Source organism: Nocardia sp. NBC_00511 (assembly GCF_045161165.1).
Classification (GTDB): domain Bacteria; phylum Actinomycetota; class Actinomycetes; order Mycobacteriales; family Mycobacteriaceae; genus Nocardia.
Window position 1 is genome coordinate 3784170 of the sequence record NZ_CP107849.1, and the last position, 15174, is coordinate 3799343.

Sequence of the window (15174 nt, forward strand, 5' to 3'; positions counted from 1 at the left end):
GGCGGTGGCAGCGTCGACGAAAGCTGTTGCGGCGCTGCGCAACCGGCTATTCGTAGGCGGGCTTCCAGCTGGTGACGGCCCAGATCACGACCACGTTCAGCGCGATGATCAGTACGGCCCAGGCGGTTTCGTAGGGCAGCCACAGGAAGTTGGCGAGCATGGACAGCGACGCCAGCGTCACGGTCGCCTCGCGCGCCCAGGCACGGCCGCGCAGCAGACCGAGCGCGGCACCGGCCAGCAGCAGACCGAGGGCGATGTGGATCCAGCCCCAGCCGGTGGTGGTCAGGTCGTAGACGTAGTCCGCGCCGACGATGTAGGGCGCGCGATCGGCGACCGCCGAGATCCCCTGCAGGATCGACGCCGCGGCGATCATCAGCAGCAGGGCACCGGCACCCAGGGAGACGCCCGCGGCGAGATCGCGGCGAGCCGGATGTACGTCGATGGTGTTCCGCATGCCTCAAAGGTAGAGGGAAATTGAAACGTTCTCAAATCAGAATGGAACACAAACGTTCTACCCGGTGCGACGAGTTGGCCTATTTGTGCAGCTCAGAGCCGATTTATCGCCGCTCCTGTGAGGGCAGACACTTCTAACATCATCGGAATACGATTCGAGGTGGAGCGCCGCGCCCGGGTGGAGCAGGCGGGCCCGACTCCGTTCTGCCCGCCCGGGCGCGACGCCCCACCTCGAGGGGGCGTCGACGACTACAGCAGCGGTGCGAAGTCGCGATTCGCGATGTACTCCGGCCGCCGATGCGGTGCCGAGAACGGCTCGAGCAGGGTGTTCTCGACGCTGTTGAACACGAGGAACAGATTCGCGCGCGGGAACGGGGTGATGTTGGCCGACGAGCCGTGCATCATGTTCGCGTCGAACAGCAGCCCCGCCCCGGCCTTCCCGGTGAACTGGGTGATGCCGTGTTTGTTGGCCAGCTCGGTGATGTGCTCGCGCGAGGGCACGCCCAGCTCCTGCTCGCGCAGCGAATCCCGATAGTGGTCGGGCGGGGTCTCGCCCTGACACGGCACGAAGGTGCGGTGCGAACCCGGCATCAGCATGAGGCTGCCGTTGAACGCGAAGTTGTCGGTCAGCGCGATCGACAGGCTCACCGCGCGCGGGGTGGGCATGCCGTCCTCGGCGTGCCAGGTCTCGAAATCCGAGTGCCAGTAGAACCCGGAGCCCGCGAAGCCGGGCATCCGGTTGACACGGCTCTGGTGCAGGTACACGTCGGAACCGAGGAGCTGGCGGGCCAGGCCCGCGATCCGGCTCTCCCGCACCAGGTTTCCGATCGACTCGCTGATGCGATGGATGTCGAAGATCGACCGCACCTCGTTCGAGGCGGGTTCGATGATCACCCGCTGGTCCGGCAGCAGCTCGGGATCGACTGTCAGGCGGTCGATTTCGCTGCTCAGGTCGGCGACCTCGAGCGGGTCGAGCAGCTCGTCGACGACGGCGTACCCGTCGTTGTCGAAGCCGGACAGGACCGGGTCGCCGATCTCGCCCCACACGGTGGGGGCGTCGCGGTCGATCACCGGGGTGCCGACGGTGGTCCGGGTGCGGTACCGGTCGATGCGGGGGTTGTCGGACAAGGACATTCGGAGCCTCCTGACTCAGTCGACGGCGACGAGCGGGTACACCCCGTGCTCGTCGTGAACCTCCTGCCCGGTCACCGGCGGATTGAACACGCACAGCATGCGCATCCGGGTGCGGGCGAACAGACGGTGCGATTCGTGGCCGTCGAGCAGGTACATGGAGCCGGGGGCCAGCTCGTAGCTGACGCCATGCTCGAGGTCGACCAGGGTGCCCTCGCCCTCGACCAGCCACACCGCTTCGACATGGTGGCGGTAGTGGAATTCGTGGACGGACTCGGCGTCGATGGTGGTCTCGTGGAAGGAGAAGCCGACCCCGTCGCCGCCCAGCACGATGCGCTTGCTGCGCCAGCCGGTCCCGGCCACGTCACGCTCGGTGTCGGTGATCTCGGCGGTGGTGCGCACGATCATCTCAGCACCCCCCGCCGCACACCACGTCCATGGACGCGGCCAGCACTTCCAGACCGTGATCGAGATCGGCGTCCGAGATGGTCAGCGGCGGAAGCAGTTTCACCACCTCGTCCTCGGGTCCGGCGGTCTCCACCAGCAGTCCGCGCTGGAAGGCGGCCGCGCACACCTTGCTGGCCAGGGACGCGTCGTCGAAGACCACGCCCTGCACCAGGCCGCGCCCGCGGGCCGAGAGACCCTCGTTGTCGGCGATCATCCCCGCCAGCGCCCGCTCGATGCGTTCGCCCTTGGCGAGCGTGGCGATTTCGAGGCTGTCGTCGGACCAGAAGTGGTTCAGGGCGGCGGTCGCGGTGACGAAGGCCGGGTTGTTGCCGCGGAAGGTGCCGTTGTGCTCGCCGGGAGCCCACACGTCGAGTTCCGGCTTGAACAGCACCAGCGCCATCGGCAGCCCGTAGCCGCCGATCGACTTCGACAGCGTCACGATATCCGGTGTGATGCCGGCGATTTCGAAGGAGAAGAACGGGCCGGTGCGACCGCAGCCCATCTGCACGTCGTCGACGATGAGCAAGATCTCGCGGGCCGAGCACAGCGCCGAGAGCTTGCGCAGCCACTCCACGCCCGCGAGGTTGACCCCGCCCTCGCCCTGCACGGTCTCGACGATGACGGCGGCCGGGCTGTCGAGCCCCGACGAGGTGTCGTCGAGGACTCGTTCCATCCACTCGAACGATTCGTCCTCGGCGCCGGACAGATAGCCGTCGAACGGCATCGAGGTGGCGTGCTGCAGGGGAACTCCCGCGCCCGCCCGCTTGGCGGCATTGCCGGTCACCGACAGCGCGCCCAGGGTCATGCCGTGAAAAGCGTTGGTGAAGTTGAGGATCTCGGTGCGCCCGGTCACCTTGCGGGCCAGCTTCAGCGCCGCCTCCACCGCGTTCGCGCCGGTGGGTCCGGGGAACTGCACCTTGTAGTCGAGGCCGCGCGGCCGCAACAGCTTGTCGCGCAACGTTTCCAGCAGCTCGCGCTTGGCGGTGGTGGACATGTCGAGGCCGTGGGTGATGCCGTCGCGGGCGATGTAGTCCAGCAGCGCCGTCTTGAGCACCGGATGGTTGTGCCCGTAGTTGAGTGCGCCCGCGCCCGCGAAGAAGTCGAGGTATTCGCGGCCGGTCTCGTCGCGCAGCCAGGAGCCCGACGCGGTGTCGAACACCGTGGGCCATGAGCGGCAGTAGCCGCGGACGTTCGATTCGAGCTCCGAGAAAACCGTCATTTCCGGCAGAGTCATCGCCATTCCTCCTGATCGGTGACTGGTGCTATGCGGTACAGGTCTTCGGGCTGGTGCCCGTCGGGGAACTGTCCGGCGGTGAACAGCGGGGTGCGGGTGATCGCCGCCCCACGTCGCCGGGCCAGCGCGGAGAACATGGCTATCGAGGCCGAATTGTCCGGCGAGATGGTGGTTTCCAACTGGGTGACGCCTTGTCGCCCTTGGCTTTCCAGCAGGGCGTCGAGCATGCCGACGCCCAGGCCGCGGCCGCGGTAGGTCTCGTCGACGGCGACCTGCCAGACGAACAGCGTCTGTGGGAATGCCGGGCGGGTGTAGCCGATGACGAATCCGGCCGGGTCGCCGTCGATGGTGGCGAGCATGGAGGTGTCGGCGAAATCCCGGCACCACAGCAGGTAGGCGTAGCTGGAATTGGCGTCCAGTACTCGGGAATCCTTGGCGATCTGCCACATACGCGCGCCGTCGGCGACGAGCGGTTCCCGGATCTCGGTGATTTGCTTGGATATCGCGTCGAATTTGCTGATTGGAATCTGCATGACCAATTCAGCTTTGCAACGCAACGTTGTGGTCTTCCATGCGAACTCATTGCGATCTCATGACGATCCGATGACCGCGCGGCCGGAAGACCGTTTGCGCAGCGCTATTTGGGCGGGTCGAACCGGTAACCCAGGCCACGCACGGTCACCACGATGTGCGGTTCCGAGGGATCGGCCTCGATCTTGGTGCGCAGCCGCCGCACGTGCACGTCCACCAGCCGCTCGTCACCGAAGAAGCCTTCGTCCCAAGCCCTTTCGAGCAGGAACGTGCGACTGAGCACCCGGCCCGGATTCGCCGCGAGTTCGCACAGCAGCCGGAATTCGGTGATGGTCAGGTGCACCGGTTCGTCGCCACGGCGCACCACGCCGCCGTCCGGCGAAAGCACCAGCGGCGCTTGTGGATCGGCGTCGAGCACCAGTTCCGCCGGTGGCTCCGGCGCGGGGTCGTCGGGCAGCGCGCCCAGGTGCGGGCGGCGGCGCAGTGCGCGCACGCGCGCGCTGATCTCCTTGAACGCCAACGGTTTCGTGACGAAGTCGTCCGCCCCGGCCTCCAGTGCGGCGACCACGTCATGGGTGTCCTCGCTGCTGCTGACCACCATGATCGGCACCTCGTGCGCGCGGCGCACCTCGCGAATACAGGTGAAGGCGTCCATGTCGCCGACCAGCAGATCCACGATCATCACGTCGGGTGCGCCGTAGTGGCGCAGCCGGTCCAGCGCCGTCTCGGCCTGACCCGCCCCGGTGACCTCGTAGCCTTCTTCCTCCATGGCGTTCCGCAGAGCGCCCTGGTCCAGGTCGTTTCCCACGATCATCAGACTCGCGCCCATTACCCATGTCCTTTCGCCCGACGAGGTCGGTTACCCGCACCTTAGCGAGACGAAACACCGATGTAATTCGTATATGCCGCTCGATAGCTGATTTACATCACACCTATTGCTATGTGATCGGCGTGGCATTCCGGTAACAACACTGGACAATGGGGAGATCGGGCGCGCGAATCAGGGTGTGAGGCACATTTGCGACATTGTGAGAACAGGCACAAGAGGTTTCGCGTATCAGCTCGCGGAATGGTCCCGGATGCCGATGTCGATGACCGGCTTGCGGGCCGGATCCAGCCAGCGCATCACCGTGTTCAGTTCGGCCAGGCTCAATGTCACGCAGCCCGCCGTCGGATGTCCGTCGCCGACGTGCAGGAAGTAGGCCGAGCCCGCGCCCGGCACCACCGGTGACCGGTTGTAGTCGATGACCACGGCGTGATCGTAAGCGGGACCGGCGGTTCCGAGATCCTCGCCCGCGGACTCGTCGAACGGGCAACTGCCGGGCGCGCAGGCGTAGTGCGTGTTGTAGTACGGCGAGCGCACGTCCGACACCCACCAATCCGACTGCGTCACTTGCCGATACGGCAACCTGGTGCCGTTGTCCGGTGCGATGCCGAAGGCTTCGGTCAGCGTCCATACGCCCTGCGGGGTGCGCGAGGCGGTCTCGGTGGCCTGCCCGATGCCGTCCGCGCCGAGATCCGCGCGCACCGGCCCGAACACCCGCGTCCACCCCGATCCGGAGCGCTCCCAGGTGGTGAGGGTGCCCGCGGTGGAGCTCGCCGAATCGGCCTCCACATCGATCAGCTGCTGGGCCGATCCGGTGTAGGTCGGCTGCGACACGGGCGGCGCGGGCTTGCTCGCGCAACCCACGGCGGCGGCCAGCACGGCGGCCGCAGCGGCGATGGATACGAGGACTCGGCCCCGGCGATTGACGATCATCTCGTCTGTCAGTGTGCGTGCCCGAACGCGATCGCGCGATCCCGGCGCGCGTGTCCGGCGAACTCGCCCGGTCGCGGCCGTGCCGCCACGCCCCTCTAGGCTGAAGTCCTTATGGCCTTGAACGCGACCCTGCACCAGTTCGGCATCCACCTGGCCGACGTCGACCGCAATGTCTACGAGGAACTGGAGCTGCGGGTGGCACGCCACCCCTCCGAGACCGCCGAATACATGCTGACCCGGGTGCTGGCCTACTGCCTGGAGTACACCGAGGGCATCACGTTCAGCGACGGCGGCGTCTCCTCGACCGATCAGCCGCCGGTGCTGGTGCGTGATCTCACCGGCCGGTTGACCGACTGGATCGATGTCGGCGCACCCGACGCCGATCGCATCCACCGTGCCAGCAAGCACGCGGATCGGGTGGTCATCTACACGCATCGGGATCCGGAGAAGGTGCTGGCCGCGCTGCCCCGCAAGAAGATCCATCGGGCCGAGACGATCCCGGTCTACTCCTTCGATCGCGAGACCATCGACGAGGCCGTCGGGAGCATCGGCCGGCGCAACGACTTCTCGGTGTCGCGCAGCGACGGGCTGCTGTATCTGGAACTCAACGGCGCGGCGTTCTCCACACCGGTCGAAGAGCACTCGCTGGCGTAGCCCTCAGTCGGCCGTCTCGGTGAATCGTCCTGTGGCCAGGGCGGTTTCGCGCAGGCGGGCCGGGAATCCCGGGCCCAGGCGGGCGGAGACGTCGCGGTGGTGCAGGGGTTCGCGGCAGTGCGCGCACACCACCTCGGCGTGCGTGTCGTGATCGCAGGTGTCGTGGTGCAGCACAATGGGTTCGCCGTCGGCGGGTGCGAGATAGCGGTCACCCCAGGCCATCATGGCGGCGATGATCGGGAAGAAGTCGCGGCCCTGTTCGGTGAGCAGGTATTCGTGGCGCACCGGACGCTCCTGGTAGGGGACGCGGGTGAGTAGTCCGGCATCGACCAGGCGGGCCAGACGCTGGGTGAGCACATTGCGGCTCAGCCCCAGCGTGGCCTCGAATTCGTCGAAACGCTTTGCGCCGTAGAAGGCTTCGCGCAGGATCAGCGGCGTCCACCAGTCGCCGAGCAGGTCGACGGTGCGGGCGACGGTGCACGGCCAGTTCGCGAAGCTCGTCCGTTTCATACGCTCACGGTATCCAGGCGGGCGGGCACGTACTTGTGCCAGGGCGTGCCGACCCACTCGTCGCGGGAGTCGAAGGAGGTCAGTTCGTTGGGCGCGATACCGGTGGTGACCGGGTTGCCGTCGGCGTCGGCGACCGCGAGACCGAAACCGTTGGGCAGCGACAGGTGTCCCGACCGCATGCGGTCGGTGGGTTCGACCGGCACCCGGGCGCTGCCGCGGCGGGTGGTGACCTCGACCAGATCGCCGGCGGCCAGACCCAGGCGGGTGGCGTCGGTGGTGCTGATGCGCAGGGTGCCGACGGCATCGCGCTTGCGCCAGCCGGGATCGCGGAAGATGGTGTTGGCGGTGAAGGCGCGGCGTTCACCGGCCGACAGGATGAACGGCCACTCACCGGATTCGCCGCCGTCGTCGGGGAGATCGGCGACGACGGCCAGCAGCTCCGGAATCTCCAGGCGAATGATCTTGTCGCGCAGCCGATTCCAGGTTTCCGCGTAGTCGTCCTCGCTGATCACGATGCCGTGCTCACCCGTCAGAATGGCTTCGAAGAGCCGCTCCCCGGCCTCGAGTCCGGTGCCGTATCCGGCGCGTTCCACACTGGCGGGGAAGCGGCGCACCATGTTGTAGGCGGCGGCCCACAGCAGCGCCGCCGAGGCCGCATCGTCCGGAAGGGTCGGTCCGAGAGTGCGATACAGCAGCACGGGCGCGAGCTTGGAACGGCTCGGGTCGCCGAGAATGCCGAGGAACGCCATGGCGAACGCCTCGCGGCCCTGCGCCAGCGCGGCGCGCAGCGGGGCGTAGTCGGCCTCGCCGACCACACCGGCCGCCTCGACCAGGCGCGCGTGGATCTCCGGTTCCGGCAGCACGCCTTCCGGCGCGGGCAGCACGGGGTGGCGCAGGTGGAAGATGTTGCGCGGGAAGTCGAAGTTGAAGAAGGTGGCCTCGTACTTCTCGAACTGGGTGGGCGCGGGCAGCACGTAGTCGGCCAGGCGCGCGGTCTCGGTCATGGCGACGTCGATGACCACCACCAGTTCCAGGGCCTCGAGCGCCTCGCGCATGCGGGCCGAATCCGCCAGGGAGTGCGCGGGATTGGAGCTCTCGATGAACATGGCCCGATACCGCGCGGGATGATCGGTGAGGATCTCCTCGCTGATCACATTGCACGGCACCAGGCCGCTCACGATCTGCGCGCCGACGACCGGGCTCTTGGGCCCCTCCCCCGCGGGATGCCCGCGATCGTGGCCGATATTGGTGAGGCCGGTGAAAGCGTATTGGGTGCCGGGCTTTCCGACGTTTCCGGTGAGCAGCCACACCAGTTTCTCGGCGTAGCTGACGACCGTGGAGTAGCGGTTCATCTGGACGCCGAGATCTTCGAGGGCCGCCACCGATTCGGCACGCGCCAGCCGATGGGTCGCCGCGGTGACCAGGTCAAGGTCGACATCGGCTATGGCACAGTATTTTTCGATCGGCGCGGCACGCAGCACGGCGAGCACGGCGTCCAGGCCGGTGGTGTGCTCGCTCAGCCAGGCGTGGTCGAGCAGGTCGTCGCGCACCAGGATGGCGGCCATGGCGGTGAGCAGGTAGACGTCGGTGCCGGGCCGCAGTTGCAGGTGGAAGTCGGCCAGTTCGGCGGTCTCGGTGCGGACGGGGTCGAGCACGATCATGGAGCGGGCGGGATCCTTGGCGATCTCCTTGAGCACGGTGCGCGCCCGCGGAAATCCATGGGACTGATAGGGATTCTTGCCGATGAAGAACGCCACCTCGGCGTGCTCGACATCGGCGCGCAGCGGATATCCGGTCATCCGCGCGCCCACCCAGAAGTCGCCGGTCTTCTCCTGCGCCAGTGCGCTGGAGCGGTACTTCATGCCATAGGCGGCCATGGTGGCGGGGGCGTACGCGCCGCCGAGGTGATTGCCCTGGCCACCGCCGCCGTAGTAGAAGATCGACTCACCGCCGAAGTGGTGCCCGATCTCGGTCATCCGTGCCGAGATCTCGGAAATCGCGGTGTCCCAATCGATTTCCTCGAAGGTCCCGTCCGGACGGCGGCGCAGCGGCGCGGTCAGTCGACCGGTGTGCCCGTTCTGGTAGCGGTCCAGCTGCAAGGCCTTGTTGCAGGTGTATCCGGCCGAGGCCGGGTGCAGTTTGTCGCCGCGGATCTTCTCGAACGACCGGCCGTCCGGCCCGAGCAGCACCTGGATGCCGCAGTTGCACTCGCACAGGATGCAGGCCGTGGGCCGCCAGTCCGTCATGTGAGCAGGGTAACTCGAGTCAGTTCACAAGCGCTACTGACTACAGGTCCTTGACGGTGATTCCGAAGGTGTGAGCGAAGACCGGGGCCAGGTCGAACAGCTGCATATTGGTGATCAGCGCACCCGACAGCGATTCGACGCCGCTCGAGATGCCGACCGAGCGGGCCTCGCGCAGATCCACCTTCTTCAGCTTGGCATTGCGCAGGCTCAGCCCGGAGATCTCCGAGCCGGGGAAGGTCACCGAGGTCAGCTTGGCCTCGCTGATGTCGACGTCACGCAGCACACAGTCCACGAACGACACCTCGTTGAGCACCGCGCCGCGCAGGTTCACCGCATCGAACTTGCAGTTGTGGAAGCTCACCCGGCGCAGCGTGGACCCGAACGCCTCCACCCCGGACAGCGCCGCCATCACGAATTCGACGTCCATCCAATTGGTTTCGGAGAGATCGGTGCGAATCCAGCGGGTGCTGCCCAGCCACACGTCGTTGAAGCGCGAGTACCGGAAGAAGCCGCCGTTCACGGTCGTGGCCGAGATGGCGCACTCGGTGAAGGTGACGCCGCGCAGCTGCGGGTCGTCGAGCGAGAGGCCCTGGAAGTGGGCGCAGTCGTACGCGCCCTCGTCGCGCAATTCGTCCTGAACCTCCAGGAAGCGCGCGAAGGGCAGGTCGGCCAGCTCTCGGGGCATCAGCGAGGATCCTCACGTCGTCGGGACAGCGCACCCGACGCTAGACCTGACGACCGACAGGACCGAATCCAGGCGCTGCTCAGCAGGATCGGCGGTCGGCCGCGTCGGTGCCGAGCTCCGCGAGCAGACCACGCAGGGTCGCGCGCTTTTCGGGGGTGAGCACCGAGAAGATCTCCTCGGCGGCCTCGCGGCGGGCCTCGGACATGCCGTCCAGGGCACGTCGTCCGGCGGCGGTCGGGGTGACCAGGGTGGCGCGGCGATTGGCCGGATCCGGTTCGCGCGCAACCAGTCCCGCCGAGACCAAGGCGTCGACCACGGTGGTCGCCGAGCGCGGCACGATGCCGAGATACTCGGCGAGGGCGAACATCCGCAGCGGTTCGTCACCGTGTTCGGCCGCCCGGCCGACGATGCGCAGCGCGCGGGCCTGCGCGGGGGTGAGCCCGAGCGGGGACAGTCGCGACGCCTGGGTGCGGCGCAGCCGCTTGGTGGTGCGCAGGAACAGTTCGGCCAGGTCGTCCTCGGGCACGGCACGCCCGTCCCGCGGTTCGTCTCCATGACTGCTCGACATGATTCAGAGCATAACTCATTGTCCTCGGAACAATTATGAGTCAAACTCAGTTACAGCGCACAGACTCCCTCGAAAGGAGGCGCCCTATGACTTCGAAACACGAACTTCGCCGGATCCTCCGGCTCTTCCATCCCTACCGCGGCCGACTCGCACTCGTCGCGGGCCTGGTCGGCCTGGCCTCGCTGGCCGGGCTGGCCTCGCCGTTCCTGCTGCGCGGCATCATCGACGACGCCCTCCCGCACGGCCGCACCGGTCTGCTGACCGCGCTGGCTGCGGGCATGATCGCGGTGGCCGCGCTCAACAGCGTCTTCGGCGTGTTGCAGACCTACTGGTCGACCACGGTCGGGCAGGACGTCATGCACGATCTGCGCTCCGCGGTGTACGCGCGGCTGCAGTCCATGCCGCTGTCGTTCTTCACCGCCACCCGCACCGGCGAGGTGCAGTCGCGCATCGCCAACGACATCGGCGGCATGCAGTCCACCGTCACCTCGACGGCCACCTCGCTGGTCTCCAACTTCACCTCCGTCGTCGCCGCGCTGATCGCCATGTTCGCGCTGGACTGGCGGCTGAGCCTGGTCTCGCTGGTGATGCTGCCGCTGTTCGTCTGGATCAGCCGCCGGGTCGGCTCCGAACGCCGCCGCATCACCACCGAGAAGCAGCGCAAGCTGGCCGGAATGTCGGCGATCGTGGAGGAATCGCTGTCGGTGAGCGGAATCCTGCTCTCGCGCACCATGGGTCGCTCCCCCGCGCTGGTCGACGACTTCACCCGCGAATCGCGCGGGCTGGTCGATCTGGAGATCCGCTCCAGCATGGCCGGGCGGTGGCGGCAGTCCACCATCTCCATCGTGATGGCCGCCATGCCCGCGGTGATCTACTGGGCGGCCGGAATGACCGTCGCCTCCGGGCATCCCATGGTGTCGATCGGCACCCTGGTCGCGTTCACCACGCTGCAATCCGGGCTGCTGCGGCCCACCGTCATGCTGCTGTCCACCGGCGTGGACATCCAGAGTTCCCTCGCGCTGTTCGGTCGGATCTTCGAATACCTGGATCTGCGACCGGAAATCCAGGAGTCGGACAAGCCGAAGGCGTTGCCCGCCCGGATCACCGGTGAGGTGCGCTTCGAGAACGTCGGCTTCGCCTACGACGCCGACCGGGATGTGCTGCGCGACATCGACATCACGGTGCCCGCCGGGTCCAGTCTCGCCATCGTCGGCGAAACCGGTTCGGGGAAGACCACTCTCGGCTACCTGGTGGCGCGGCTCTACGACGTCACCTCCGGACGGGTCACCGTCGACGGCGTGGACGTGCGCGAGCTGTCGTTCGCGGATCTGGCCACCGCGGTGGGCGTGGTCTCGCAGGAGACCTACCTGTTCCACTCGACGGTCGCCGACAACCTGCGCTTCGCCAAACCCGAAGCGACGGAGGCGGAATTGTACGCCGCCGCGCGCGCCGCGCAGATCCACGACCACATCATGAGCCTGCCCGAGGGCTACGACACCGTGGTCGGCGAGCGTGGCTACCGATTCTCCGGCGGCGAGAAGCAGCGCCTGGCGGTGGCCCGCGCCATCCTGCGCAACCCGCCGATCATGGTGCTCGACGAGGCCACCAGCGCGCTGGACACCCGCACCGAACGCGAGGTGCAGGCCGCCATCGACGCGCTGTCGGCCAACCGCACCACCATCACCATCGCGCACCGCCTGTCCACGATTCGCGACGCGGATCAGATCGTGGTCCTCGACCACGGCCGGGTGGTGGAGCGGGGTACGCACCGGGAACTGGTGGAGCGCAACGGGTTCTACGCCGAGCTGCTCGCCCGCGACAGCTTCGACGAGGTCGTGGGAGCCCTGGAGGGCTGAGCGCCCGCACGGGACACGAAACCCTGCCGTCGATATCGACGGCAGGGTTCGCTATCTCGGTGACCGCCCTGTCACCCAGAGTCTTTGGGGCCGTTACCAGCCCGGATTGCCCGCGATCGGCACGTTCACCCAGCTGGGCGCGTTCGGGTTGAGGTCGATGTGCTGTGGCAGCAGCTGACTTTCATTGAGCATCGGCCGCAGCGGCAGGCCGCGCGGGAAGTTGAAGGCGAAGACGTCCACGCGCAGGCGATGACCCGGTTGCAGGACGGCGTCGGTGGCTGTCAGACCCAGATCGATCGTAGTGGGCTGACCCGGCACCAGGGGCTCGCGGTCGACCAGGGTCAGCAGCGGGTACGGGTCGGTGTAGTCGCCGTTGGCGGAGCGAGTCGCCTTGGCCTCGTCCACTTTTCGCAACGAGGCGGTGAGCTGCCCCGAGGTCAGCACCGTCGATTTGCCGTCCGGCGCGACATCGTTGAGCGTGGCCGACCAGTAGCCGTCGGTGGCGTCGAGCACCGAGTTCAGGTGCACGTTCACCGGACCGGAGATGAGGGTCGGCTCGGCGACCGGTTGACCGGTGAAGGTCAGGCCGTTGAGCTCCATCGGCCGGGCGTCCTTGGCACAGCCGTCGAGGATGGCGGTGACGCCCGCGGTGATCTGCGCGGAATCCCGTGAGCAGACGCTCATTACGCCGGCGCCGACCGTGAGCCGCTCAGGTCCGGCCGGATCGGCGGTGAGGCTGCCGTCGTGGACGCTGGCGGCGGCGGTGCCACTGGGTGCGCCCGAGAAATACAGGCGGCGGTAATCGGCTTCCTTGCGCGGGAATTCACCCGAGGTGGTCCAGGATCCGCCCTGCTGGAACAGCGTGACCGGGCCGTAGGAGTCGATGCCGTTGTCGATGCCCTTGAGCCACTTGTCGAACCAGGCCCGCTGCAACACATCCAGCCGCGGCGGTGCCCCGGGCGCACCGAAGCCGCTGCCCGGATCGGCGTGGTAGGTGTCGCCCATGATCAGCTGCTTCTGACCGGGCGGCAGGTCGATCGCGTTGTAGATGCGCGGTTCGGAGTAGGTGAAGATGTCGTGCCAGCCGCCGTAGACGAAGGTCGGCACCTTCACCCGATCCGGATGCCCCTGCCAGCCCGAACGCAGGGCGCTGTCGGGTTCCAGGATGCTCTTGAGGTTGTCGGGGATCTCCGGGATGCTCTGCACCGTCAGCGCTTGAATGATGTAGTCGAAGAACGTCAATGGGCTCTGCAACCGGTCCGAGAGCCACTTCCAGTCGAAGTTGCCCGACACCAGCGCGGTCAGATCCGGGATCAGCTTGAGCGAGTCCACGCCGAGCAACCACGGTGGGATGAAACCGAATCCGAGCGCACCGCCGGTGGCGAGCACATCGCGCACCAGGTCGCTGCCGGGTTCCACCGGGAAGATGGCCTTCAGTGCGGGCGGCTGGTGTTCGGCGGCCTGCACCTGGTTGATCGCCGAGTACGAGATGCCGCTCATCCCGACCTTGCCGTCCGACCAGGGCTGCTTGCTGGCCCAGTCGATGACCTCGACGCTGTCGAGCTGTTCACGTTCCTGGAAGACCTGCCAGACGCCCTCGGAGAATCCGGTGCCGCGGACGTCGGCGACGACCTGGGTGTAGCCGGACTGGATCAGCTTGCGGTCGGCGGTGAACAGCCGCGCGCCGCCGCCGGGCACCACTTTCAGCAGGTCACTCAGGCCGCCCATGCCGATGCCGGAGAGGTCGAAGCCCTGCAGGAAGTTCGACAGCACCTCGGCCAGACCCGGAATCGACAACGCCGAATCCGCGATCATGGACACGAGTTTCGTGTACGGCGTGAGGTTGACGACGGTCGGCAACGGGGTGTCGACGATATGCCCCGCACCGTCCATGGGCCTGTACACATTGGCCTTCAGGACGGTGCCGTCGCTCATGGTGATCGGCACGTCCCAGTCGATGTGCACGCCGGGATACAGCGGCGCCGCGTCCTGGGTGCCGGTCCAAGCCGCACCCATAGCCCCGGCATCCGGATCCGCTGTGGCCAGCGGTGTCACGAGTGCGCCGACGGTGACCGTCGCCGTGGCGAGCACGAGCGCGCCCAGCACCCGTCCCCGCAATCTTCTGAATTTCATCCCGACCCCACGCCGATTCGAGAAACAGCCATGTACCCAACCGGTCGGACTGTAACGGCCGACACTCCCCGGCGCAATCATGACCGGCGACACAGCGTGTTCCGGAGGCCGGGACGCGGTGCGAACACTCTGTCCCGGCAACGGCGCGGCGATTACCGTGGGCGAAATGAGCACAGCAGCAGGTGAATTGGCAGGTCGGGTGGCACTGGTTACCGGTGGCGGCCGCGGGATCGGGCGCGCCGTCAGCGCGAACCTCGCGGCGCGCGGGGCGGCGGTGGCGGTGAACTGGGCCCGCGACGAGCAGGCCGCGAAGAACACCGTCGCGGAACTGAATTCGAGCGGGGCGCACGCGTTCGCCGTACACGCGCCGGTCGACGATCCCGACGCCGTGGCCGCCATGGTCGAACAGGTCACCACCGAACTCGGGGCGATCGACATCCTGGTGCACAACGGCGGCATCGCCAGTCGCGGCAATACCGTCGCCGACACCCGGGCCGGGGAGGTCGAACGCCTGCTGCGAATCCAGGCGATCGGGCCGCATCACCTCACCCAACTGGTGCTGCCCGGCATGCGCGAGTGCCCGCGCGGGGACATCGTGATGATCTCCAGCGTGGCCGCCCACACCCTGGGCGCCGGTGGCGCGCCGTACAACATGGCCAAGGCCGCCCTGGAAGCCCTCGCCCACACCCTCGCGAAAGAGGAGGCGCGCAACGGGATTCACGTGAACATCGTCGCCCCGGGCCTGGTCGCCTCGGATATGGGTGATCGGCTCACCGCGGCGCTGAGCGGCGGAACCCTCGCGCGGGCACGCGATCTCGACGCCTCCTCCCCCTTCGGTCACGTGTGCCGCCCCGAGGAGATCGCCGACGTGGTGGCGTTCCTGGTCTCCCCCGCCGCGGGCTACCTCACCGGGCAGCGCATCGTGGTCGACGGCGGCGCGAACCCGCACCGCCCCTGACCCCGGCCC

General features: G+C 67.6%; 15 protein-coding genes. 3 read left to right on the top strand and 12 right to left on the bottom strand.

All coding sequences use genetic code 11. The annotated features are described in order from the left end of the window. Positions 1-46: 46 nt before the first annotated feature. From OG300_RS17820 to OG300_RS17850, 7 genes are all read right to left on the bottom strand, one after another. Entirely contained in the window at positions 47-454 is a 408-nt protein-coding gene (locus OG300_RS17820) for a hypothetical protein (protein ID WP_405497339.1), read from the bottom strand. A gap of 248 nt (positions 455-702) precedes the next feature. Beyond that, a complete protein-coding gene (gene thpD, locus OG300_RS17825) occupies positions 703-1587 on the bottom strand; it encodes an ectoine hydroxylase (protein WP_405497341.1) in 885 nt (294 codons plus the stop codon). A 15-nt stretch (positions 1588-1602) separates the two neighbouring features. Further along, positions 1603-1992 (bottom strand): ectoine synthase, encoded by a 390-nt coding sequence (locus tag OG300_RS17830; protein ID WP_405497343.1) that lies wholly within the window; start codon positions 1990-1992, stop codon positions 1603-1605. 1 nt (position 1993) lies between these two features. Further along, a complete protein-coding gene (gene ectB, locus OG300_RS17835; RefSeq protein WP_405497345.1) occupies positions 1994-3265 on the bottom strand; it encodes a diaminobutyrate--2-oxoglutarate transaminase in 1272 nt (423 codons plus the stop codon). Next, positions 3262-3798, bottom strand: a complete 537-nt coding sequence (gene ectA, locus OG300_RS17840) for a diaminobutyrate acetyltransferase (protein WP_405497347.1) — start codon at positions 3796-3798, stop codon at positions 3262-3264. Before ectA ends, ectB begins: the two co-directional genes overlap by 4 nt. Before the next feature lie 104 nt (positions 3799-3902). Next, the gene (locus tag OG300_RS17845) at positions 3903-4625 is read right to left on the bottom strand and encodes a response regulator transcription factor (RefSeq protein ID WP_405497349.1); all 723 of its coding nucleotides are present in this window, start codon (positions 4623-4625) and stop codon (positions 3903-3905) included. 228 nt (positions 4626-4853) lie between these two features. Continuing rightward, positions 4854-5555, bottom strand: a complete 702-nt coding sequence (locus tag OG300_RS17850; RefSeq protein ID WP_405497351.1) for a L,D-transpeptidase — start codon at positions 5553-5555, stop codon at positions 4854-4856. Positions 5556-5666: 111 nt separating this feature from the next. Here OG300_RS17850 and OG300_RS17855 point away from each other — a divergent pair, with 111 nt between their 5' ends. Then, the gene (locus tag OG300_RS17855) at positions 5667-6209 is read left to right on the top strand and encodes a YaeQ family protein (RefSeq protein ID WP_405497353.1); all 543 of its coding nucleotides are present in this window, start codon (positions 5667-5669) and stop codon (positions 6207-6209) included. 3 nt (positions 6210-6212) lie between these two features. Here OG300_RS17855 and OG300_RS17860 read toward each other — a convergent pair whose 3' ends face one another. The 4 genes from OG300_RS17860 to OG300_RS17875 form a co-directional block, all read right to left on the bottom strand. Beyond that, positions 6213-6719 carry a winged helix-turn-helix transcriptional regulator gene (locus OG300_RS17860; protein WP_405497355.1) on the bottom strand — a complete coding sequence of 169 codons (507 nt, stop codon included), beginning with the start codon at positions 6717-6719 and terminating at the stop codon, positions 6213-6215. Further along, positions 6716-8965: a molybdopterin-dependent oxidoreductase gene (locus OG300_RS17865; protein WP_405497357.1), complete on the bottom strand. Its 2250-nt coding sequence runs from the start codon at positions 8963-8965 to the stop codon at positions 6716-6718. Before OG300_RS17865 ends, OG300_RS17860 begins: the two co-directional genes overlap by 4 nt. A gap of 40 nt (positions 8966-9005) precedes the next feature. Continuing rightward, positions 9006-9650 (bottom strand): pentapeptide repeat-containing protein, encoded by a 645-nt coding sequence (locus OG300_RS17870; protein ID WP_405497359.1) that lies wholly within the window; start codon positions 9648-9650, stop codon positions 9006-9008. A 79-nt stretch (positions 9651-9729) separates the two neighbouring features. Next, positions 9730-10218, bottom strand: coding sequence for a MarR family winged helix-turn-helix transcriptional regulator (locus tag OG300_RS17875; RefSeq protein WP_405497361.1), 489 nt, complete (start codon positions 10216-10218; stop codon positions 9730-9732). Between the two features lie 86 nt (positions 10219-10304). Here OG300_RS17875 and OG300_RS17880 point away from each other — a divergent pair, with 86 nt between their 5' ends. Continuing rightward, positions 10305-12074 carry an ABC transporter ATP-binding protein gene (locus tag OG300_RS17880; RefSeq protein WP_405497363.1) on the top strand — a complete coding sequence of 590 codons (1770 nt, stop codon included), beginning with the start codon at positions 10305-10307 and terminating at the stop codon, positions 12072-12074. Positions 12075-12167: 93 nt separating this feature from the next. Here OG300_RS17880 and OG300_RS17885 read toward each other — a convergent pair whose 3' ends face one another. Next, complete coding sequence (locus tag OG300_RS17885; protein ID WP_405497365.1) at positions 12168-14207, bottom strand: CocE/NonD family hydrolase; 2040 nt, start codon at positions 14205-14207, stop codon at positions 12168-12170. Between the two features lie 166 nt (positions 14208-14373). Between OG300_RS17885 and OG300_RS17890 the strand changes: the two genes are divergently transcribed. Beyond that, positions 14374-15165: an SDR family NAD(P)-dependent oxidoreductase gene (locus tag OG300_RS17890; RefSeq protein ID WP_405497367.1), complete on the top strand. Its 792-nt coding sequence runs from the start codon at positions 14374-14376 to the stop codon at positions 15163-15165. The last annotated feature ends 9 nt before the right edge of the window (positions 15166-15174 follow it).

Coding starts and splice junctions, on each gene's coding strand:
- thpD (WP_405497341.1), bottom strand. CDS start 1,587: ATGTCCTTGTCCGACAACCCCCGCATCGACCGGTACCGCACCCGGACC.
- OG300_RS17850 (WP_405497351.1), bottom strand. CDS start 5,555: ATGATCGTCAATCGCCGGGGCCGAGTCCTCGTATCCATCGCCGCTGCG.
- OG300_RS17885 (WP_405497365.1), bottom strand. CDS start 14,207: ATGAAATTCAGAAGATTGCGGGGACGGGTGCTGGGCGCGCTCGTGCTC.
- OG300_RS17890 (WP_405497367.1), top strand. CDS start 14,374: ATGAGCACAGCAGCAGGTGAATTGGCAGGTCGGGTGGCACTGGTTACC.
- OG300_RS17830 (WP_405497343.1), bottom strand. CDS start 1,992: ATGATCGTGCGCACCACCGCCGAGATCACCGACACCGAGCGTGACGTG.
- OG300_RS17860 (WP_405497355.1), bottom strand. CDS start 6,719: ATGAAACGGACGAGCTTCGCGAACTGGCCGTGCACCGTCGCCCGCACC.
- ectA (WP_405497347.1), bottom strand. CDS start 3,798: ATGCAGATTCCAATCAGCAAATTCGACGCGATATCCAAGCAAATCACC.
- OG300_RS17855 (WP_405497353.1), top strand. CDS start 5,667: ATGGCCTTGAACGCGACCCTGCACCAGTTCGGCATCCACCTGGCCGAC.
- OG300_RS17865 (WP_405497357.1), bottom strand. CDS start 8,965: ATGACGGACTGGCGGCCCACGGCCTGCATCCTGTGCGAGTGCAACTGC.
- OG300_RS17880 (WP_405497363.1), top strand. CDS start 10,305: ATGACTTCGAAACACGAACTTCGCCGGATCCTCCGGCTCTTCCATCCC.
- OG300_RS17870 (WP_405497359.1), bottom strand. CDS start 9,650: ATGCCCCGAGAGCTGGCCGACCTGCCCTTCGCGCGCTTCCTGGAGGTT.
- OG300_RS17845 (WP_405497349.1), bottom strand. CDS start 4,625: ATGGGCGCGAGTCTGATGATCGTGGGAAACGACCTGGACCAGGGCGCT.
- OG300_RS17820 (WP_405497339.1), bottom strand. CDS start 454: ATGCGGAACACCATCGACGTACATCCGGCTCGCCGCGATCTCGCCGCG.
- OG300_RS17875 (WP_405497361.1), bottom strand. CDS start 10,218: ATGTCGAGCAGTCATGGAGACGAACCGCGGGACGGGCGTGCCGTGCCC.
- ectB (WP_405497345.1), bottom strand. CDS start 3,265: ATGACTCTGCCGGAAATGACGGTTTTCTCGGAGCTCGAATCGAACGTC.